Annotated in this window: 17 protein-coding genes; 3 read left to right on the forward strand and 14 right to left on the reverse strand. The window is 72.8% G+C overall.

Annotated elements, in window-relative coordinates:
* Positions 1-378: 378 nt before the first annotated feature.
* From DT019_RS04480 to DT019_RS04525, 10 genes are all read right to left on the reverse strand, one after another.
* Positions 379-1,545 carry a nucleotide disphospho-sugar-binding domain-containing protein gene (locus DT019_RS04480; protein WP_114035324.1) on the reverse strand — a complete coding sequence of 389 codons (1,167 nt, stop codon included), beginning with the start codon at positions 1,543-1,545 and terminating at the stop codon, positions 379-381.
* Entirely contained in the window at positions 1,433-3,205 is a 1,773-nt protein-coding gene (locus tag DT019_RS04485) for an MFS transporter (protein ID WP_114035325.1), read from the reverse strand. The genes DT019_RS04480 and DT019_RS04485 overlap by 113 nt, the downstream gene beginning before the upstream one ends.
* Positions 3,202-4,371 carry a nucleotide disphospho-sugar-binding domain-containing protein gene (locus DT019_RS04490; protein WP_114035326.1) on the reverse strand — a complete coding sequence of 390 codons (1,170 nt, stop codon included), beginning with the start codon at positions 4,369-4,371 and terminating at the stop codon, positions 3,202-3,204. Before DT019_RS04490 ends, DT019_RS04485 begins: the two co-directional genes overlap by 4 nt.
* Positions 4,359-5,525, reverse strand: coding sequence for a nucleotide disphospho-sugar-binding domain-containing protein (locus tag DT019_RS04495; protein ID WP_114035327.1), 1,167 nt, complete (start codon positions 5,523-5,525; stop codon positions 4,359-4,361). Before DT019_RS04495 ends, DT019_RS04490 begins: the two co-directional genes overlap by 13 nt.
* Positions 5,513-8,671 (reverse strand): non-ribosomal peptide synthetase, encoded by a 3,159-nt coding sequence (locus DT019_RS04500; protein ID WP_114035328.1) that lies wholly within the window; start codon positions 8,669-8,671, stop codon positions 5,513-5,515. The genes DT019_RS04495 and DT019_RS04500 overlap by 13 nt, the downstream gene beginning before the upstream one ends.
* Positions 8,668-9,870, reverse strand: coding sequence for a nucleotide disphospho-sugar-binding domain-containing protein (locus DT019_RS04505; protein ID WP_114035329.1), 1,203 nt, complete (start codon positions 9,868-9,870; stop codon positions 8,668-8,670). Before DT019_RS04505 ends, DT019_RS04500 begins: the two co-directional genes overlap by 4 nt.
* A 136-nt stretch (positions 9,871-10,006) precedes the next feature.
* Positions 10,007-10,720: an ABC transporter permease gene (locus DT019_RS04510; RefSeq protein WP_114035330.1), complete on the reverse strand. Its 714-nt coding sequence runs from the start codon at positions 10,718-10,720 to the stop codon at positions 10,007-10,009.
* Positions 10,720-11,646, reverse strand: coding sequence for an ABC transporter ATP-binding protein (locus DT019_RS04515; protein ID WP_114035331.1), 927 nt, complete (start codon positions 11,644-11,646; stop codon positions 10,720-10,722). Before DT019_RS04515 ends, DT019_RS04510 begins: the two co-directional genes overlap by 1 nt.
* Positions 11,647-11,689: 43 nt before the next feature.
* Entirely contained in the window at positions 11,690-12,856 is a 1,167-nt protein-coding gene (locus DT019_RS04520; RefSeq protein ID WP_114035332.1) for a nucleotide disphospho-sugar-binding domain-containing protein, read from the reverse strand.
* A complete protein-coding gene (locus DT019_RS04525; protein WP_114035333.1) occupies positions 12,841-14,043 on the reverse strand; it encodes a glycosyltransferase in 1,203 nt (400 codons plus the stop codon). Before DT019_RS04525 ends, DT019_RS04520 begins: the two co-directional genes overlap by 16 nt.
* 216 nt (positions 14,044-14,259) lie before the next feature.
* On the opposite strand from DT019_RS04525, the gene DT019_RS04530 reads away from it, so the two are divergent.
* From DT019_RS04530 to DT019_RS04540, 3 genes are read left to right on the forward strand one after another with little or no spacing between them, the layout of a single operon-like run.
* Positions 14,260-15,327: a ketoacyl-ACP synthase III family protein gene (locus DT019_RS04530; RefSeq protein WP_114035334.1), complete on the forward strand. Its 1,068-nt coding sequence runs from the start codon at positions 14,260-14,262 to the stop codon at positions 15,325-15,327.
* A 34-nt stretch (positions 15,328-15,361) separates the two neighbouring features.
* Positions 15,362-16,123 (forward strand): NAD-dependent epimerase/dehydratase family protein, encoded by a 762-nt coding sequence (locus tag DT019_RS04535; protein ID WP_114035335.1) that lies wholly within the window; start codon positions 15,362-15,364, stop codon positions 16,121-16,123.
* Positions 16,124-16,156: 33 nt separating this feature from the next.
* A complete protein-coding gene (locus tag DT019_RS04540; RefSeq protein ID WP_114035336.1) occupies positions 16,157-16,825 on the forward strand; it encodes an antibiotic biosynthesis monooxygenase family protein in 669 nt (222 codons plus the stop codon).
* Positions 16,826-16,887: 62 nt separating this feature from the next.
* On the opposite strand, the gene DT019_RS04545 is transcribed toward DT019_RS04540, so the two are convergent.
* Genes DT019_RS04545 through DT019_RS04560 form a run of 4 tightly spaced genes read right to left on the reverse strand, consistent with a single transcriptional unit; the run spans position 16,888 to position 20,685 of the window.
* The gene (locus DT019_RS04545; protein ID WP_114035337.1) at positions 16,888-18,153 is read right to left on the reverse strand and encodes an FAD-dependent oxidoreductase; all 1,266 of its coding nucleotides are present in this window, start codon (positions 18,151-18,153) and stop codon (positions 16,888-16,890) included.
* Complete coding sequence (locus DT019_RS04550) at positions 18,150-18,980, reverse strand: aromatase/cyclase (RefSeq protein ID WP_189389170.1); 831 nt, start codon at positions 18,978-18,980, stop codon at positions 18,150-18,152. Before DT019_RS04550 ends, DT019_RS04545 begins: the two co-directional genes overlap by 4 nt.
* 11 nt (positions 18,981-18,991) lie before the next feature.
* Positions 18,992-20,023 carry an aldo/keto reductase gene (locus DT019_RS04555; RefSeq protein ID WP_114035338.1) on the reverse strand — a complete coding sequence of 344 codons (1,032 nt, stop codon included), beginning with the start codon at positions 20,021-20,023 and terminating at the stop codon, positions 18,992-18,994.
* Between the two features lie 44 nt (positions 20,024-20,067).
* Positions 20,068-20,685: an antibiotic biosynthesis monooxygenase family protein gene (locus DT019_RS04560; protein WP_114035339.1), complete on the reverse strand. Its 618-nt coding sequence runs from the start codon at positions 20,683-20,685 to the stop codon at positions 20,068-20,070.
* Between the last annotated feature and the right edge of the window lie 15 nt (positions 20,686-20,700).

Raw genomic sequence — 20,700 nt, forward strand, 5'->3', positions numbered from 1 at the left:
GGCGCTCGTCCTCAAACGCCGGACGGGCTGAGGTTGCCTCTGCTGGCCAGCACGGTGCCGTTAGGGGCGCGGGGAACTGCGCGAGAAGCGGCCACGGTCCGCACGTGACCGGGGGGTTGGGGGGGCGCGGGGAACTGCGCGGGGAGTGGGCACGGTCCGCACGTGACGGAGGGGTTGGGGGCGCGAGGAACTGCGCGAGAAGCGGCCAAGGTCCGCAGGGGCGAGGGGGATAGGGGGCGCGGGGAACTGCGCGAGGAGCGGGCGCGGTCCCGCACATGACCGGGGAATTGGGCGCGCTCGTGTGGGGCGGTGGGGGCCGGGGATGCGGGAGGGGCCCCCGCCCGGATGGGTGGGGGCCCCGTGCGAGGGGGGTGCGGCTCAGGCGGAGGCCAGCCGCTCCAGGTCCTCCACCACGCGAGCCGGACTCGGCATGGCGTCCATGTCGGCGCGCAGCTCCTGAGCACTCTTGAGGTGGCGCGAGTCGTCCAGCACGTCCCGGATCGCCTCGCGCACCTGGGCGGGGTCGTTCTGCGGAGCCGCCTCGCCCAGGACCCGGGCCGCGCCGGCCGCGGCCAGCAACTCCGCAGAGGCGAACTGGTCGACGATCTGGGGCAGCACCACCTGCGGCAGGCCGAACGCGCACGACGTGAGGGTCGTGTTCGCGCCGCCGTGGTGGATGACGGCATCACAGTCCCGCAGGAAGAGGTTCAGCGGGACCGGCTCCACCACCCTCACGTTGGAGGGGAGTTGGCCGAATCCGGCGTGGAAGGCGGCGTCCGCCGTCACCACCGCCTCGACGTCCGTCAGGCCCTCGAAGGCGGCGATGATCGAGCGGTACAGGCCGGTGCCGTTGAGCACCAGCGTCTGACGGCCCAGGCACACCACGACCCGGCGGACGCCGTCGGCGGCCGGCTGGTGGAGCCAGTCGGGCACGGTGCCGGTCCCGTTGAACGGCACGTAGCCGATCGGCGCGCCCGGCGCGGCGCTCGGGTGGCGCAGCGCGGGCGGGCACGGGTCGAGCAGCAGGGTGGGGTCGGGCAGGCCGTCGAGGCCGAGCCGCTCGGCGGTCCCGTACAGGAAGTTGCGGGCCGAGGCGCGCGAGGGGCCGCTCAGCGGGTCGACGCCCCAGCGGTGCTGCACGCTCGGGATGCCGAGCGCGCCCGCGACGAGCTGGCCCGCCAGCTCCATCTGCTCCGAGACGATCAGGTCGGGCTTCCACTCGCGGGCGAACTCCAGATAGGAGCTCACCAGATAGCGGGCGTGGGTCTCCCACAGTTTGGTCGTGCCCGCCATCTTCTCCGGCGGCGTGGGGCCCATCAGCTCCAACGGCCGTACGCCGTCGGGGAGGTGACGCTGGAGGACGTCGAGGCCGTGGAAGCGGTCGCCGATGTCGACGGCCGAGATCCCGGCGGCGCGGGCCGCGTCGGTGACGTCAGGCTGCGCGGCGACGATCACCTCGTGTCCCGCTCCCATCAGCGCCCAGGCCAGCGGCACCATGGGGGTGAAGTGGGTGGGGAAGGGGGTGCTCAGCATCAGTACGCGCATCTTCGTCGTCCTCCTCGGACTGTCGGGCGGCCTCTTCGGCGGGTTCTTGGGTGGCGGTGTCGGCGGACCGGTCCGCGGCCGGGCCCTCGGCCTTCTCGGCCAGGGCGTTCACATCGACGTCCTTCATGACCAGCGCGGTCACCAGCGCGAGCAGCAGGAGCCCGGCGGCCACCAGGAGCAGCGTGGACGTGGCGTGCGCGAAGGCGTCCGTCACCAGGCGGCGGCGGGCCGCGTCGAGCCCGGCGAGCTGAGCTGCTGCGGTGTCCGGGTCCTTGATGCCCGAGGCGCCCGCGGCGGAGGCGAAGCTCTGGCTCAGGACCGCGCCGAGCACGGTGCCGCCGATCGTGGTGCCCAGCATCGTGGCGAACCGCGAGGTGGTGGTGACCACGCCCAACTGGTCCGCCGACGCGGCCGATTGGGTCATGAACAGCGCGATCGAGGTGACGCCGCCCAGGCCCACGCCGAGCAGCAGGAGCAGCACGTCGAGTTCCCAGACGGGCGCGCCGGTCACGGTGAACCCGAGCCCGGCGACCGCGGCGGCCGCCGTCGCCGTCGTGGTCACCAGGACCGCTTTGCACTTCCCGGTACGGGTGATGATCTTTCCCCAGCCGAGGAACACCAGCACCACACCGACGGCGAGCGGGATCAGGTGGAGGCCGACGGCGTCGAGGGACACCCCCCGCACGATGTTCAGGTAGTTGATGAAGAACACCGGCAGCGAGAGCAGCGCGAAGCCGCCCACGAACTGGAGGATCGCGGCGGGCCGGAACACCTTGTCCTTGAACAGGATGAGCGGCATCAGCGGGTCGGCCGCCTTCAGCTGCCGGGTCACGAAGGCACCGGCCATCAGCACGCCGCCGTAGAAGTAGGGCAGCACCGGGCCCGAGAACGACTTGTGCTCCCCGTACGCCTTCACGCCGAGCAGCAGCGCGCAGGTGGCGGCCGCGATCAGGGCCGAGCCGAGGATGTCGACCTTCTGCCGGGTGCCCTTCCCCGGGAGCCGCAGGGCCCAGGCCACGCCCACCAGGGCGAGCCCGGCCACCGGCACGTTGAACAGGAAGATCCAGCGCCAGGACAGGTTCTCGCTGAGCGGCCCGCCGATCATGGGTCCGGCGATGATGCCGGCCGCGATGAGCATGCCGCCCGTGTTCGAGCGCCCGGCCCGGGACTTGGGCGGGTACAGGGTGGCGATCACGATCAGCGTCATGCTCATGAGGCCGCCGCCGCCGAGCCCCTGGACCGCCCGGAAGACGATCAGCTGGGTGAGCGAGTGGGCGGTCGCGCACAGCGCGGAACCGGCGAGGAACGTGGCGAGCGCCGCGAGGTAGACGCGGCGCGGCCCGTAACTGTCGCTGAGCCTGCCGTACAGCGGCTGTGCGGCTGTGGCGGCCAGGAGGTACGCGGTGATCAGCCAGGGGAAGCGGTCGATGCCGTGGGCCGGATCGAGGTCGCGCACGATGGGCAGGACGGCCGAGGAGATGATCGAGCCGTCCAGCAGGGCCAGCGTCATGATCGCCATCGCGCAGACCATGAACACCAGGACCTTGATGTCGCTCATGCCGTACGGGTTGGGCTTCTTCTCCTTGACGGCGCCGGCTGTGCCCTCGGTGCCGTTGGTGGTCTCGCCACCGGTGGTTTCGGCGGTCACGTCCGTGCTCACGCCAGTACCTCCTGACGTGTCGTCAGTTCTTCGAGCAGGGTGACGGTGTCGGCCGGGGCCGGCATGTCCTGGATCTCGGCACGCAGCCGTCCGGCGGCCGATGGGTAGGCGGGATCGGTGAGCAACGCGCGCAGGGAAAGGGCGAGTTCGGTGTCGCTGTTCTGCGCTTCGGCACTGTCCAGGCTGATTCCGGCGCCCGCGGCGGCGACCCGGTCGCCCGCGACGAACGTCTCGTCGAGCTGCGGAAGGACCAGCTGCGGGATGCCGAGCGCGGCGGCGGCGAGCGTGGAGCCGGGCCCGCCGTGGTGGACCACAAGGTCGGCGCCGGGGAACAACGCCCCGGGCGCGGTCTCCTCGGTGTACGTCATGCCCTCGGGCAGCGTCCCGATCGCGGAGCGGTGCCCCGGGGCGGCGGAGACGACCGCCTCCACGCCACCGGTGGCGGCCAGCGCGTCCAGGACCCGGCGGAGCAGCGGGGCGCCGTCCAGGTCCAGGGTGTAGCCGCCGAGCGCCACGGCGACCCGGCGTCCGGGGGCGGACGTGTACGTCCAGGGCGTGCCGTCGCCGGATTGCGGCTCGGGGCGGATCGGGCGGGCGGGCGGCGCGTCGGTGGCGGCGAGCGCGGGCGGAGCCGGGTCGAGGATCAGATCCGGCTCCGGCACGGACTCCAGGCCGAGCCGCCCGCACAGCGGGCCGAGCCACATCCGGGTCTGCTTGAGCATGAACTCGCTGGTGGGGGCCACGCCCCAGCGGTGCCAGACGCTCGGGACGCCGAGCACCTTCGCGACGATGGGACCGGCGAACTCCATGTGGTCGCCGATCACCAGGTCGGCCCGCCACTCGCGGGCCAGTTCCAGGTAGTCGTACAGGAAGTAGGGGGCGTGGTTGCGCCACATCTGGGCGGCGCCGTCGATCTGCTGGGCCGGTGGACGTCCCACCACTTCGAGGGGGCGCAGGCCCTCGGGCCGCCGGCCCCGGCGCAGGTCCTGGTAGTGGAAGGTCTCGCCGAACGTGACGGTCTCCAGGCCCGCGGCCGCGGCGGGCCCGGTGACGTCGGGCTGCCCGGTGACGAGCACCTCGTGCCCCGCGCCGGTGAGCGCCCGGATCAGCGGCAGCATGGGCAGGAAGTGCGTGTCGACGGGGGTGCTGATGATCAGTACGCGCATCGGAGGTTCTCCAGGTCACGGACGACGGCGGCGGGGCTGGGCATGGCGGCCATGGTCTCGGCGAGGACGGTGGCGCCCTTGGTGATCCGCTCCTCGGCGAGCAGGGTGCGCACGGCCTCGGCCACCTGGGCCGGGTCGTTCTGCGCCTCGGCCGTGCGCAGGGTCAGGCCCGCGTCGGCGGCGGCGAGCAGGTCGCCGCCCTCGAACTGGTCGACCAGCTGCGGCATGATCAGCTGCGGTACGCCGAAACTGGCCACGGCGAGCAGGGTGTTGGCGCCGCCGTGGGTGACCACCGCGTCCGTGGTGTCGAGGAAGCCGTTGAGCGGCGTCGGCGCGATGATGGTCACGTTGGACGGGATGGTGCCGAGCTCGTCGACGAACTCCTCCTGCACGGTCATCACGGCCTCGGTCTCCGGCAGGTCGCCGAAGGCCTGGACGATGCCGCGGAACATCGGGAGCCCGCCCAGCGAGATGGTCTGGCGGCCCATGGTCACGCAGACCCGGGGCTTGTCGCCCCGTCGGCGCAGCCAACTCGGCACGTCGCCGGTGCCGTTGAAGGGAATGTGCCGGATCGGCGCGCCGGCCGGTGCGCCCGCCACGAGGAGCTGCGGCGGCGCCGGGTCGAGCAGCAGGTCGATCTTGGGCAGGCCGCCCTCGATGCCGAGGCGCTCACAGGTCCCCTGGAGCAGGTCCTCGGCGGTGGCCCGCATCAGATGGCTCATCGGGTCGACGCCCCAGCGGTGCGAGACCACCGGGATCTTGTGCACGCCGCCGATGAGGCAGGCGACCCAGTCGAAGATCTCCGAGATGACGAGGTCGGGCTTGAACCGCTCGGCGACCTCCAGGTACTTGGGTGCCATGTAGCGGGTGTGCAGGACCCACACCCGGGAGCCGATCATGGTCATCTTGGGGGTGAGCGGGCCGACGACCTCGATGGGTCGCTTGCCCGGCGGCAGCGGCGGGCTGAGCAGGTCCTTGCCGAAGAACTGCCGCCCCACGGTGACCGTGTTCAGGCCGGCCGAACGGGCCATCGGGATGATGTCGGGCTGCCCGGCGACCAGGACCTCGTGCCCGGCGCCGCGCAGCGCCCAGGCCAGCGGCACCATGCAGGTGAAGTGGGTGGACTCGGGGCTGCTCAGGATCAGTACACGCATGAGGTGTCCTCGGATGTGATGGGGGAGGCGGGGGCCTCGGCCCGGGGGCCGGGGCCGCGGCGCAGGCCTTCGGCGTACGCGGTCACCACCCGGTCCGCGACCTCGGCCGGGATCCGGTCGGTGCGGACCGAGGCGGTGATCAGGGCGCCGTCGGCGGTGGTGCGCACGTCCAGCTCCAGTTCGGTGAACATGGTGGGCGCGCCGATGCGGGACAATCGGGTGGTGCAGCCGGGCAGTTCGAGCCTCGGGTCCGGGTCGTCCTGCATCAGGAAGCTCGGCATCGGGCGCAGTGACTCGCCGCCGCCGGTCAGCACCACGGTGCGGGCCAGCTGGGCGCCGCCGGTCTCCTGGGCGGCCAGCGCCTCGTCGACGTGGGTCACCGCCTGCTCCAGGAGCCCGGAGCCGTCGTCCTTGTGCGGCGGCCAGAAGCGCAGGAACAGCAGGTCGACCCGGCAGCTGACCGCGGAGGCGAGCACCTCGCTGCCGCGGCGGGCCACCGGCACCTTGACCGAGATGTCGGCCTGGCCGGTCAAGTCGCGCAGGACCAGGCCGAATTGGGCCGCGAGCAGCGCGAAGCGGGTGGTGCCGAGGCGGCGCGCCCGCTCGTCCCAGCGGGCGAGCTCGGCGTGGGTCACGGTGAGCGCGGGGGAGTAGCCGGGCCCGGCGTTGAGGTCGTTGTCCGTGCGGCCCGGCAGTTCCAGGGGCTCCTGGAGCTCCAGATGGTCCTCCCAGTACTCCGCCTGCGCCGCCAGGTCCACCCGGGAGATCACCCTGCGGTGATCGGCGGACACCTCGGCGAGGGTCGCGGCCGGTGCGGCGAACTCGGGTGCGCGCCCGGCGAGGCGGGCGGCGTAGGCGAAGGACAGGTCCGCGGCCAGCACGGTCTCGGAGGCCCCGTCGAAGGCCACGTGGTGGGCGACCAGGCCGAACAGTGTGCGCGCGGTGTCCCCGGCGCGCACGACCGCGCACCGCCACACCTGTGCGTCGCGGACGGCGAGCGGGGTGAGCGCCGCCGACAGCCAGGCCGCGGCGGCCGCCTGTTCGTCGGCCGCGTCCGGCAGCCGGATCAGCTCGGCGCCGGCCGGCCGGTCCGGCACCACCGCGTACCCGATCTCGTTGTTCCGGATCAAATACCGCGCGTGCAGGGCCTGGTGGCGCAGATGGACGTCGCCGACGGCCGCCTGGAGGGCGTCGATGTCGAGGGTCCCCTCGATCCACCAGGTCATCCGGCACAGCCCGCCGAGGCCGTCCTTGTCGTGGGCGGCGGCGAACAGGAAGCCGGACTGCTCGGGCGGCAGCGGGATCTCGCCCGGCTCCAGGCCCGGCACCGGCGCCTCGGCGGCTCCGGCCGACTGCGCGGTGGCGTCCAGCCAGTCGGCGAGCCGGCGCACGGTCGGGGTGCGGAAGATCTGCGCGGGCTGGACGGCCGCGCCGAGCGCCGCGTCGAGGTGCTGGCACAGCTGGGCCGCCTCCAGCGAGCTGCCGCCGAGCTCGAAGAACGAGATGTCGCCCGGCACGCGGTCGGTGTGCAGCGCGGCCCGGAAGCCCTCGGCGACCACGGCCGCCGTGCCCTCGAACGACTCGGCGGGCGTCTCGGCCCGGTCGTGCTCCGGCCGGACCCGTGCGGCCAGCTCGCGCCGGTCGACCTTGCCGTTCGCCAACTGGGGGAAGCGGTCCAGGAGGTGGACGCGGCGCGGCACCAGGTACTCCGGCAGCAGCTCCGCGAGCCGCTCGCGCAGCTCCTCGGGCCCCGTGCCGCCCTCGCCGCGCGTGTAGAACAGCGCGAGGCCCTGGTAGGAGCCGTCGGGCTTGGGCACCGGCACGACGGCGGCGCCGGTCACGGTGGCCACCCGCTCGACGGTCCGCTCCACCTCGGCGGGTTCGATCCGGTGCCCCCGGATCTTGATCTGCCGGTCGCCGCGGCCGGTGTAGTGGAACACGCCCTCGGCGGAGCGGTTGCCCAAGTCGCCCGTCCGGTACAGGCGGTGGACCGTGCCGTCGATCTCGGCCTCGACGAAGGCGGCCCGGGTCAGCTCGGGGTCGCCGAGATAGCCGCGGGCGAGTCCGGGGCCGCCCAGGCACAGCTCGCCGGTCTCGCCCGGCGCGCACACGCGGGTGCCGTCCAGGACGTACACGTCGGTGTGGGCGAGGACGCGGCCGAGCGGGATGCCCGCCGGGTCGTCGCAGTCCTCGGGCCGCACCTCGTGGGCGGTGACCACCGCCCCGCACTCGACGGGCCCGTACACGTTGAGGAGCCGGATGCCGGGGTGCTCGGCGAGGAAGGCGCGCACCCGGGTGGTGGCGGCCCGCTCGCCGCCTATGGAGAGCCACTTCATCCCGGCGAAGGCGCCCACGTCGGTGGTGACCAGCATGTTGAACAGCTGCGTCGTCATGAACGCGGCGTTCACGCCCTCCTCGGCGATCAGCGCGCGCAGGGTGCGCGGCACCAGGACCGTCTCGTCGAGCAGCACGGTCCGCCCGCCCGTCAGGAGCATGCTCCAGCAGTCCAGGGTGAAGCCGTCCCACGTCGGAGGAGCGGTCTGCGGCATCACGGTGCCGGGGCCGAGGTCGGCGTAGAAGGCGCCGTCGAACAGGCGCACCGCGTTCTCGTGGCTGGACACCACGCCCTTGGGGGTGCCGGTGGAGCCCGAGGTGAAGAACACCGAGCAGGCGTCGGTACCGCTCACCGCGACCGGCGCGGGGGCGAGCCCGCGCGCCGCGGTGACCGTCAGGTCCTCGGCCGGGGGCGTCCACACCGGTACCGGCCAGTCGCCGTCCACGGTGCTCACCAGGAGGGGCGCGCCCAGCTGGCCCATCACTCCTTCGAGCCGGTCGACGGGCCACCGGGTGTCCAGGACCGAGTAGGCGGCCCCGCACTTGAACAGCGCGAGCAGGACCGCGATGAGCGGGGTGCCGCGCTCCATGAGCACCGGCACCAGGTGGCCGCGGCGCACGCCGCGGGCCTGGAGCAGCGCCGCGTACCCGTCGGAGGCGGCGTCCAGTTCGCGGTAGGAGACCCGGGCCCCGTGGTGGGACAGGGCGATCGCCTCGGGGAAGCGGCGGGCCGCGTCCTGGAACAGGCCGTGCATCGTCTCGCCCCGCACGAAGCGGTTCGTGCCCGTCGTGGGCTCAAGGAGTACGGTCATCGTCTTCCTGTCTCCTCAGGTGTGGGAACGTCCGTGTGACCGGCTCTCACGCACTCCTCCAGGAAGCCCACGAGCTGGTCGGGGGTGGGCATCGTGTCGATCTCGGCGCGCAGCGCACCGGCCCGCTCCCGGTAGGAGGGCCGCGTCAGGAGGTCCTGGACGGCCGAGCCGACCGCGCCCTGTTCGGCGTCGGCGGGCAGGGCGGTGCCCGCGCCGGACGCGCGGACCAGATGGGACCAGTGCTCCTGGAAGGCGTTGCGCGGCAGCAGCAGCTGGGGCAGGCCGTGGGTGACGGCGATGAGCCCGCTGCCGACGCCGCCGTGGTGCACCAGGGCATCGCAGTGCGCGAGCAACACGTCGAGCGGGAAGGACTCCACCATCCGTACGCCGTCCGGGAGTCGGCCCGTGCCCGCGGCCTGCTCGGGGGTGACCGCGAGGACCACGTCGGTGTCCAGGTCGAGGAGGGAGCGCACCACGTGGTCGCGGACCTCGTCCAGGGCGGTGGTGGTCACCCCGCCGGTGACACACACCAGCGGGCGGCCCGAGGGGCGCTCGGCGCGCAGCCACCCGGGCAGCGCGGCCGGGCCGGCGAACGGGACGTAGCGCATGTTGGCCCGGCGCACCCCGTGCGGCGGGCGCAGGCCCGGCGGGCACGGGTCGATCCACACCGAGGGGCCGATCACCGGGTCGGCGCCGAAGCGCTCGAAGAGCTTGGCGTAGGAGGGGCGGAGTTCCGCCTCGCTCTCGCAGTGCACACCGAGCGAGACGCCCCAGGTGTGGCCCACCGCCGGAACCTTGATCGCGGCCGCGGCCACCAGGCCCGCGGCGGCCGCGGTGTCGTGCACCACGATGTCCGGGCGCCAGAAGCGGGCGAAGTCGACGAGGTCGTCGGTGAGGGTGTCGGCGACGGCGATCATCTTCTCGACGAGGGCCTCGCTCAGATCGGCGTCCAGGACCGCGACCGACTCGGCGGCCGCCTTCAACCTGCCGGGACCCAGGCCGAGTTGGCGCGCCGCGGCGGCGCCCGCCACGGCTTCGTCTCCGATGGGCACGGCCACCAGACCGGCCCGGGTGACCGGGGCCACGCACTGCGGCCGCACCGCCACCCGCACCTCGTGGCCGGCAAGGCGGCAGGCCCAGGCGAGCGGGATGATCCAGGGGACATGGGCCGGGCCGTGCCCCACGAACAACACGCGCATTCAGTTGCCTCACTCCATCGCGTACGGTCAGTGGCAGGGCAAGGGTGGGGGCACCCGCTCGAATGCGACTCGCGTCCGGTACGAACACGAAAGTGCCCGCGGGGTGTCCCCGCGGGCACTGCGTGAGCGGTACGGATCAGGCGCGCCGGCCGCCCCTGCGGTAGGCGAAGGCGGCGAAGGCCGCGAGCAGCGCCGTCCACAGGGCGAGCACACCGAGGCCGGTGCCGCTCGGTGCGGAGTTGGCCGCCGCGTCCCACGACAGCTGGGCGTAGCGGTAGACCGGGGTCTCCTTCGACAGTGGCTGGAGCCACTGCGGCAGGCTGTCGGTCGGCATCATCAGACCGCCGAGCAGCGTCAGCGTCAGGTACGAGACCGTGCCGGCGATCTGCGCGATCTGCGCCTTGAAGAGGTAGCCGATGCCGATGCCGAGCATCGCGAGCGGGGCGATGCCGACCCAGAGCAGCAGGAAGATCTCCAGCCAGGTGCCGGGCGAGAGATCGACGCCCCGGTAGAACTTGCCGATGAGGCCGATGACCACGATCGGCAGGATGCCCAGGCAGGTGGCGACGGCGCCGCGGGCGATGACGACCTGCACCGGCGAGAGCGGGGTGAGGCGGAGCTGGCGCAGCCAGCCCAGCGCCCGGTCCTCGGCGATACCGGTGCCGTTGGTGATGACCACACCCAGCGCGCCGAACGCCGCCGCGCCGACCATGGCCCGTACCAGCGACTCCTGGTCGGGGCCGCCGCCCGCGAGGGTGACGTACAGGCCGACCGGCATGATGAGGCTCATCATGAGGTAGCCGCCGTTGCGGACGAGACGCAGGATTTCGAGGCGGATGTAACCGAGCATCAGCTGGTCCGTCCTTCCGGAGCGGGCGCGTGGCGGGACTGGTGGGTGAGCGCGATGAAGGCCTCCTCCAGGCCCACGCCCGAGACCTCCAGGTCGGTGAAGGCGTCGGCGCGCGACAGGGCGTGCACCGTCGAGTCGGAGTCGCTGGTGCGCAGGTGGATCCGGCCACCGCGGAACTCCACCGAGCTCACGCCCGGCAGCAGGTCGAAGCCGCTGTGCGCGCCACGCGGCACGAAGCTGACCGTACGGCCCTCGATCATGGACTTGATCTGCGAGGTGGTGCCGTCGGCGACCACCCGGCCCGACGCGATGACGACGACGCGGTCGGCGCTGTCGTCGGCCTCTTCGAGGTAGTGCGTCGAGAACAGCACGGTGTTGCCGCGGTCCGCGTACCGCTGCATCGCGGCCCACAGCTCGCGCCGCGACTCCACGTCGAGGGCGGCGGTCGGCTCGTCGAGCACGACCAGGTCGGGGTCGCCGGCCAGGGCGAGCGCGAACCGCACCCGCTGGGCCTGACCGCCGGAGAGCCGGTCCACGTTGCGGCCCGCGATCTTGGTGAGCTCGGCGAGCTCCAGAACCTCCTGGAGCGGCAGCGGCTTGCGGTAGGTCTGGCGCACGAAGTCGACCAGCTCGCGCACCGACACCCGGGGAATCATCTTCCCCTCCTGGAGCATGGCTCCCAAGTGCCCTGCGCGCATGGCGAGTTCGGGCTTCTTGCCGAAGACCTCGATGGTGCCCTGGTCCGGCGGGAAGAGCCCGAGGAGCATGTTGATGGTGGTGGACTTGCCGGCACCGTTCGGGCCGAGGAGGGCGACCGTCTCACCGCGGCCGATCGTCAGATCGATCCCGTCGACGGCACGGACACTGCCGTACTCCTTGACGACACCCTTGAAGACGACCGCGGGCGGGCCGTGCTGTTCTGCCATGGGGGGTGGCACCTGTTCCCTTTCCTGAGTGAGTGAGCGCATGTCAGATCAGCCCTTCCAAGGTGTGGACCAGTTCCGTGGGGCCTGGCAGGCATTCGATCTCCGCGCGTACCTCCTGCGCGGCCTTGCGGTGTCGTTCGTCCTGGAGAAGACCGGCGAGGGCCTCCCGGACGATCCGGGGATCGTGCTGCTCGGCCTCGGTGGCGAGGCTGAGTCCGGAGCCGGACTCCTGGACGAGCCGACCGGTGGTCTGGAGGAACGGCTTGTCGCCCGGCAGCACCAGCTGCGGGACCGCCGAGGCGAAGGACGTCATGCTGGTCCCGCTGCCGCCGTGGTGCACGGCGAGGGCCGTGTGGCGCATCACCGGGCCGATCGGGAAGCGGTCGACGACCTTGACCGAGGACGGGATCCCGGCGAGCGCCGGGTGGTACTGGGCGTCGATCGGGAACAGCACGTCCAGCCCCTGCTCGGTGCAGGCGTCCAGGACGTGGCGGAAGCCCAGCGGCAGTTCGCCGGTCTCGGCCAGCACCCGGCCGTGCCACATGCCCAGGCAGAGCAGGGCCCGTGGCCGCTCGGGCCGCCGGACCGCCCAGTCGGGCAGTTCGGCAGTGCCGCAGTACGGGACGTACCGCGAGAGCAGGCCGGGGGTGTTGTCGCCCTCGGGGAGCAGCGAGGCGGGGCTCGGGTCGATGACGAGCGCCGGGTCGGGGAAGCCGTCCGCCCCGAACTCGACACACAGGTCGTGGAGTTGGACCTTGGCCTGGCGGAGCAGCGGGCTGGTGAAGTCGTCGGGGCCCCAGCGGTGGATGACGCCGGGCACACCGAGCGCCGCGGCGACGACGAGTCCGCCGAACTCGACCGGGTCGGTGATCACCAGGTCGGGCTCCCAGGCCCGGCCGAGCGCCACCAGTTCGTCGATGTAGCCGCCGAGCCGGGTGCGCCAGCGCTCGCCGACCGCGTCCCACTCCGAGTCCGCGCGGCGGTCCATGCCCGCGCGGTCGGGCATCGCCACGGCGCCGGGCCGGGTGAGGCGCTGACGGGTCTCGCCGCCGCCGACCGGCCGGGTGTCGAGGCCCGCGGCGGACGCGAACGTCACGAGCTCGGCGTCACCGGCCACCAGGACCTGGTGTCCGGCCGCCCGCAGCGCCCACGTCAGCGGCACCATCGGCACGATGTGGCTGGGGACCAGGGCGGTCACCAGGACGCGCATGTCTCCTCCTGGGCGGTAGCGGCGACGAGTTCTTCGAGGTCGGTGACCAGTTGCTCCACCGGCGGGCAGGCGAGGACCGAGCGCCGTACGGCCGCCGCGCGGAGCCGGAACACCGGCTCGGTGAGCAGCCGGTCCAGCGCCTCGGTGACCGTCTCGGCGGTGGCCCAGTAGGCGGGCAGGCTGATGCCGCTGCCGACCTCGGCGACGTGCTCGGCCGAGTTGGGCTGGTCGTCGTACATGGGCGTGACGAGCATCGGCGTACCGCTGCGCAGGCCCTCGCGGATGCTGCTGTGGCCGCCGTGCGTGATGAACACGTCGGCCGCCTCCAGGAGCACGTCCTGCGGGACCCACTCGGTGAGCAGCCGCACATGGGCCGGCACCGCGCCGAACTCCTCGGGGTCGCGGCCCACGCCGATCGAGACGAGGGCCGTGCAGTCGAGGGCGGAGACCGCCTCGATCACGGCGTGCAGCACCTCGTCGGACTTCCACGGCATGGACGGCGCCATCGTCCCGATCGACGCGTACACCACCGGCTTGTCGTCGGGCAGGTCGGCGAGCCAGGGCAGTGCCTTGTCGTCGCTGCGGTACGGGGCGGTCTGGCGGTAGTGGCGCAGGGTGCGCGGGTCCAGGTCGTCCCCGGTGCACTCGGCGGGCAGCCAGCTGATGAGGCCGTAGCGGTAGGCGGAGTTGTCCTCGGGGGCGGCGGGCAGGCCGAGTTCGGCCCTCAGCTTGTTCAGCGGCGCGTGCGTCACGGCGGGCGGCAGCAGATGGGTCGAGCCGCCGGCCACCGCGACGTGCGGGATGCCGAGCGCCTCGGCGGCCAGCAGGCCGCCCATCTCCTCGCCCTCGCGGACGATCAGGTCGGGCTTCCACTCGGCGGCGATGGCCAGGATGTCGCGGGCAGCGGCCAGGGCGGGCGGCCCGAGCACGCATTCCACGAGACCCTCCTCGTACGCCTCCTGGTCGGCCCGGAACAGCGGGAGCGCGATCGCCTCGATGCAGAAGGGGTCCTTGGCCCAGTCGAACCCGGCCGGGAAGAACGCGAGCCCGTAGCTCACGCTCTCCTCGCGCATGGACTCGTCGTCGGCCACGGCGACGGTGTGCCCGGCCCGGACGGCGGCCTGGGCCAGGGGGATCAGCAGGCGCAGATGCGACTTGCCCGCATGGGCGGTGAACAGGATGCGCACGGCGGGTCTCCGATTGGGGGGCGGGGGCGGCCCTCCAGGGCCGCCCTTCGGTCATGTCCAGGAGCGTGACCGGCACCACTCGAATAGGACTTGAGCGGCCCTCGGCCGGACCTTCCCGTGCCGCACTCAAGTCCGATTCGAGAGCCGGTGGCGACCTTGGGCGCATGCCGTATGCCCGAAGGAATCGACCGAACCGCCGAACAGGGGAGTAGCTGGATGCGTTGGAACGAGATCTATGTCGCCTCGCTCGGCAGCTGGCTGCCCGAGCCGGTCCCGGTGGCCGAGGCCGTCGCGGCCGGGGAGTGCGGCCAGGAGTGGATCGACGACTTCGGATACGAGTCGGTGCGCATCGCCCGCGAGAGCGAGGAGGACGGCTGGACCGCGCCGCCGGACATGGCCGTCGCCGCCGGCCGCGCCGCCCACCAGCGCTCCGGCCTGGACAAGTCCGCGTACTCCCTGCTCCTGCACGGCAGCACCTGGTTCCAGGGCCTGGACATCTGGCCCGCCGCGTCCTACATCGCCAAGCGGACCGTCGGCGCCACGGTGCCCGGCCTCGACGTGCAGCAGCGCTGCAACATCGGCATCAGCGGACTCGACCTGGCCGCCGCGCACCTCACGGCGGGCTACGGCAGGGGGAGCGCCGTCATGCTCACCACCGCGGACCGCTTCGGCGGCCCCGGCGCCAACCGCTGGCAGCTGCGGCACGGCAACGCCTACGCCGACGGCGCCACCGCCACGATCCTGTCCACCGCGGGCGGCTTCGCCCGCCTGGTGGCCACCGCGACGGTCGCCGACAACTCCCTGGAGCCGATGGCCCGCGGCGACGAGCCGTTCGGCCCGGTCTCGCGCGCCGCCGAGCGGCAGATCGACCTGACCGCACGCGGCGACGCCCAGAAGGCCGTCAGCGACGAGACCATGACCAACATCCGCTTCGGCAAGGTGATGCAGGAGGCCAAGCAGGCCGTCCTCGACGACGCGGGCCTGGAGATGGACGACATCGCCTACGTCATCATCCCCTCCACCGGCCGGATCAAGGGCCCCTTCCAGATCCACCACCTGCTCGGCGTCGACGAGTCGGAGACCACCTGGGAGTTCGCCCGCCGCAGTGGCCACATCGGCGCCGGTGACTGGGCGGCGGGGCTGGAGAACCTGCTGCTCACCGGCGCGCTGGAGCCCGGCGACCACGTGATGCTCTACGGCGGCGGAGCGGGCTACACCATCACCACCGCCGTGCTCGAAATCCTGGAGATCCCGGCCTGGGCCGCTGAATCCGCCGCCGCCTGAACAGGCCGCCCACCACAAGGAGTTGGCACACCCCATGGAGATAGTCGGCAGGGGCTTCCTGGCCGGACACCTGGCAGGCATCGCCGAACACCACCCCGACGTGGTGGCACTGGCCGCCGGGGTATCGGCCGCAGGTGACATCCCGCCCGAGCAGTACACCCGGGAGTCCAAGCGCCTCTACGAGGTGCTGCGGCACTGCGAGCGGACCGGCAAACGGCTGGTCTTCTTCTCCACGGCGTCCGCCGGGATGTACTCGGTGCCCGACGCCTCACCCGGCCGCGAGGACGGCCCCGTCTACCCGGCGACCCCCTACGGCCGCCACAAGCTCTCCCTCGAAGCGGTCGTCAAGTCCTCGGACGTCGAGTACCTGATCCTGCGCCTGTCGCACGTCGTCGGGTTCCACCAGCCGGCCCACCAGCTGCTGCCCGCCCTGGTGCGGCAGTTGGTGAGCGGCAGCATCCAGGTCCACCGCGGCGCGCAGCGCGACCTGATCGACGTCGAGGACGTCATCAAGATCGTGCACACGCTGCTCGTCGACGGCCGCACCCGGGACGTCGTCAACGTCGCCTCGGGCCACGCCCCGCACATCGAGGACGTGGTCACGCACATGGAGCACCTGCTCGGCACCCGTGCCGAGAAGTCCTACGTGGAGGCCTCGGGCGCCCAGCCCGTCTCCATCGACAAGCTCTGCCGTCTCGTGCCGCCGGTGTACGGGCTCGGCTTCGGCCCCGACTACTACCGCCGGGTCCTCGACAAGTACGTCCACGCCTATGCGCACCAGCCGGTCGCCGCGTAACCCATCCATCCCCGTATCGGAAGGTCACACCCCATGAGCGAGAACAGCCCCGTCGTCGCGGTCGCCCACTTCGTCCTCAAGGAGAAGCACAAGGCGAAGGGCGCCGAGTTCGAGAAGGCCTACCTCAAGTACAAGGAGGCCGTCGCCGCCAAGGACGGCCTGCTGCGCACCGCGCTGCTGCGCGGCATCAAGGAGCCCGACAACTTCGTCATCCTCACCTGGTGGCGGGACGCGGACGCGCACCGCACCGTCGTCGGCGACTGGCAGTTCTTCACCGCCGTCAGCAGCCGCTTCGTCTACCTCGCCTCCATCACCAGCGTGCACGGCCCGGTCCTGGCCGGCCAGAGCGCGGCCGACGGCCTCGGCGAGTCGGCCGTGCCGTCCGCGGACGCGGCCGTCGCGCTGACCACGTTCACCCTGCGCGAGGGCGCCGACCAGCAGGCCTTCGAGGGCTCCTTCCTCGGCCACCTCTCCTTCGTCAAGGGCCACGAGGGCTTCCTCGGCCACCAGCTGGTGCACTCCAACCGCGAGACCGGCGCCTACGTCAACATCGGCTGGTGGAGCGGCCCGCAGGCCTACCTGCCGGTCCTCCAGAGCCCGGAGATGGCCGCCGACGCCAAGACCATGGCCGTGCACGCCGAGGTCAAGGGCGGCCTCTACAAGGCGGTCGTCGACTCGGCCCGCACCGAGGTAGCCGTCTGAACCACCGCACACCGAAAGGCGGGCCGGGTCGCAAGACCCGGCCCGCCTTTCGCGTCGAACACCTATCGGCCGGTGGTGAAGAGCCCCTCGGCCACCTCGATCGACGGGTTGCCGAACGCGATGGTGCGCAGCACCTTGCGGTAGACGGGGGTGTGCTTGACGACGGCCGCCAGCTTCGGCCGCACCCGCGTGGCGAAGGTGCCGGTCGACAGCATCGCCTTGGACTGCATGCCCTGGAGCCGCATCATCGTGGCGATGTCGGGCGCCCGGCGCTCCTCGAACCGGGACAGGAACGCCGCGCTCGCGTCCCCGCGGCCCACCGACTCGACGAGCAGCGGATGCAGGACCACCGCGTCCTGCACCGACAGGTTGATGCCCTGGGCCCCGATCGGGCTGTGGGTGTGCGCGGCGTCGCCCATCAGGACCAGGCCGTCGGCGGCCCAGCGCTCGGCGCGCCCCGAGAACACGTCCAGCAGACTGAGGTCGCGCAGCGAGGTGATCTGCTCGGCGATCAGATCCGCGTACGCCGGGACCGCCTTGGACAGCTGGGCCTTGACGTGGTCGAGGCCCTCGGCGACGACGTTCTTGTACCCGCCGTGCGGCAGCGTCCAGCCGACCTGGATCCGGTCGGGCCAGGACCCGTACGCCAGCACCGGGCTGGTGCCCGCGCTCCTGAACACCCGTACGTCATGGGCCGCCTGGGGCTCGTGCCGGGTCAGCTTGAACCAGAGCACGTCCTGGTCGAAGGCCTCGGTGCGGCCCGCCTCGATCCCGGCGAGCCGGCGCACCTTGGAGAACCGCCCGTCGGCGCCGACCACGACCTTGCTGTGGAAGACGTGCCCGTCGGCGGCGGCCCCCGTGATCCGGCCCCGCTCGTCGCGCAGCAGCGCGTTGACGCGGCAGCCGTCGACGTACTCGAAACCGGCGAACCGGGCGCAGTGCAGCAGGAGTTCGGTCAGCAGATGGGACTGGGGGATGGACAGCAGATGGTCGTACGGGGCGGGCAGCGCGCGGTAGTCGATGTCGAGCAGCACCCGGTCCTGCTCCACGAGCCGGAAGCGGTCGTGTTCGTGGCAGCCCCGCTCGCGGGCCCCGGCGAGCACGCCGAGCCGGTCCAGGACCGTCATCGCACCCGGCTGGAGGATCTCGCCGCGGAACTCCCGCTGGTGCGAGCGCGACCGCTCCACCACCGTCACCCGCAGGCCGGACTTCAGGAGCAGCAGGGCGAGGGTCAGACCGGCGGGGCCCGCCCCGACGACGCACACGTCGCTGCGGTGCTCCTCGTCGGCGCGGGCCCCCGCGCGGACCTCCTCGGCGGCCGCGGTCATCGCTGCCCGGCCAGCGCGAGGGCGGCGCGCACATCGGTGGTGGCCAGCTCCAGGACGCGGTCGCGGCCGATGGACGCCACCGCCAGCACGTCCGCCGTCACCAGGACCCCGCCGGGTGCCTCCACCAGCCGCCAGCGGCGCCGGTAGAGCTCGGCCGTGCCGGGCGGCGTGAGCGGCTTCTGCACGAGGGTGTGCCCGCCGTGCTCGATCTGCACCGTCGGAACGTCGTTCTGGGTGCCGAACCAGGCGCTCTCGTCGCTGTCGCGCCAGGGCAGCGCGTCCAGGAGCCGGGCGTGCACGGAGGCCACCGAACCGGGCAGGACCGCACTGTCCTCCACGCGGATCACGTCGGACGTCAGCGAACCGGGCCGCTCCGTCTTGGACTTGAGGGTGCGCATCTGGAGCCCGCCGTGCCGGTCGAGCTCACCGGCCGTCTCCGCCGGGTCGGCGTCGGTGGTGAACCAGTGCCCGGACACCACCCGGCAGCCGCCGTCGGGACGGGGCAGGAAGTCCCAGGTGCCGCCCAGCTCCTTGATCGGGCCCACCGAGCCCTGCTGCGCGAAGTCCATGCGCAGTGCCACCGGGTCCAGGGTGCGCCGTGAGGTCCAGATGCGCAGGCCGCCCTCGGGGCCCGGGCGCACCGCCCAGAACTTCACCTCGTCGTCCTGCCCCACCTGGGACAGGACCTCGGTGTGCGCGATCCAGGGGTAGAGCAGCGGCCAGTCGGCCACATCGGTCAGGGCCCGGTAGACGGTGTCCGCCGAGGCGTCGATGTCGATGCCGGCACGGGTCCGGTGGATCTCCCTGTCGGTCGTGGAAGTGCTCACAGCAGTACCTCTCAGAGGGTGGCGGGGGAGGGGGTGGCGGCGGCCTTCGCCCGGAGCATGCGGCTCAGCGTCAGCCCCGGGTCGGTGACGACGACGGATCCGAGCGCGGCGTCGACGCGGGCGAGCAGCTCCGGGTCCAGCACGGCCTCGGTGGCCGCGAGGTTGCGGCCGATCTGCTCCGGCGCGGAGGCGCCGATGACGGCCGTGGCGACCTGGGCGTTGCGCAGCACCCAGGCCAGGGCGAGTTGAGGCATCGTCAGACCGGTCTCGGCGGCCAGCTCGGCGACGCGGCCGACCGCGGTGAGGACCTCGTCCGACAGGAAGCGGTAGCGCTGGATCGAGACGTCGCCGCCCTTGGCGGCCACCGCCCGGGACCCCGCGGGCGCCTGCCGCCCCGGCTGGTACTTCCCGGTGAGTACGCCGCCGGCCAGCGGCGACCAGACCATCTGCCCGATGCCGAGCGGCGCGCAGGCCGGGACGACCTCGGCCTCGATGACCCGCCACAGCATCGAGTACTGCGGCTGGTTGGAGACCAGCTCGATGCCGAGGTCGCGGGCGAGCGCGGCGGCCCGCTCGATCTCGTCGGCGGCCCACTCCGAGACGCCGACGTAGCGGATCTTGCCCGCGGCCACGGCGTCCGCGAAGGCGCCCATCGTCTCTTCGAGCGGCGTCGAGTCGTCGTACAGGTGGGCCTGGTACAGGTCGATGTGCCCGGTGCCGAGCCGGCGCAGCGAGGCGTCCAGGGACGCGGCGATCCTCGCGCGGGACAGCGCGCCCGGTCCCGGCCCGCCGCCCCTGCCCACCTTGGTGCAGATCACGACGGCGTCCCGGTCGACGCCCGCGAGGGCCCGGCCGAGGTGTTCCTCGGCCCGGCCCTCGGCGTACGCGTCGGCGGTGTCGAACGTGGTGATGCCCGCGTCGAGCGCGGCCCGCACACAGGCGGAGGCGGCCCGGTCGTCCAGCTGGTTGCCCGCGGTCAGCGAGTTCCCGAACGCGACCCGGCTGACCACCGGCCCCGAGGCACCGAGACGGCGGTACTCCATGGTGAATCCCTTCTGTAACTGGGCTGGGCCCGCCTCCGGAGCCGTCAGGCCCCGGCCTGGGCGAGTTCGGCGCGATCGCCCGCGACGGGGGCGGCGGGCACGGTGCGCACCTCGGCGAGCGCGGCCAGGGCCGCGTACTCGGGCAGCCCGGTCGCGGCCAGCGCGGCCTCCGCGGTGCGCCAGCGGGTGAGCGCGGTGAAGCCGCCCGGACGGGCGAACAGCGACTTGGCGAGGTCGGCGGTGACGAACCCGTCGAGGGCCGCGGCCGCCTGGGCGTGGGCGCGGTAGGCCGCCACGAAGGCGTCCTGGTCGCCCTCGACGGCGAAGAAGTCCACGAACAGGACGTCGCCGGGCTCACCCGCGACGCCGTCGAAGCGCACGACCCCCATCGAGGGATCGGCCTCCACGGAGACGATCGTGTGGAACTCCTCGGCGTGCTCCTGGAACGTGGCGCTCGCGAGGACCTTCTGGAAGTCCTCGGGCCGCTCCCACCAGCCGAGGTTGACGTACACCTCGGGCCGGTCGGACGAGCGGACCGCCTGGTGGGCCGAGAAGCCCGGCTGCGCGCGCATCCACTCCACATGGGCCAGGAAGCGCGCCTCGAACTCCGCGGCCCCCGCCGGGTCGAGCAGCGTGAACGTGTTGATGACGGTGAAGGACATGTGGCGCCTCTCCGG

This window comes from Streptomyces sp. SDr-06, assembly GCF_003324565.1.
In the GTDB taxonomy this organism is placed as follows: Bacteria; Actinomycetota; Actinomycetes; order Streptomycetales; family Streptomycetaceae; genus Streptomyces.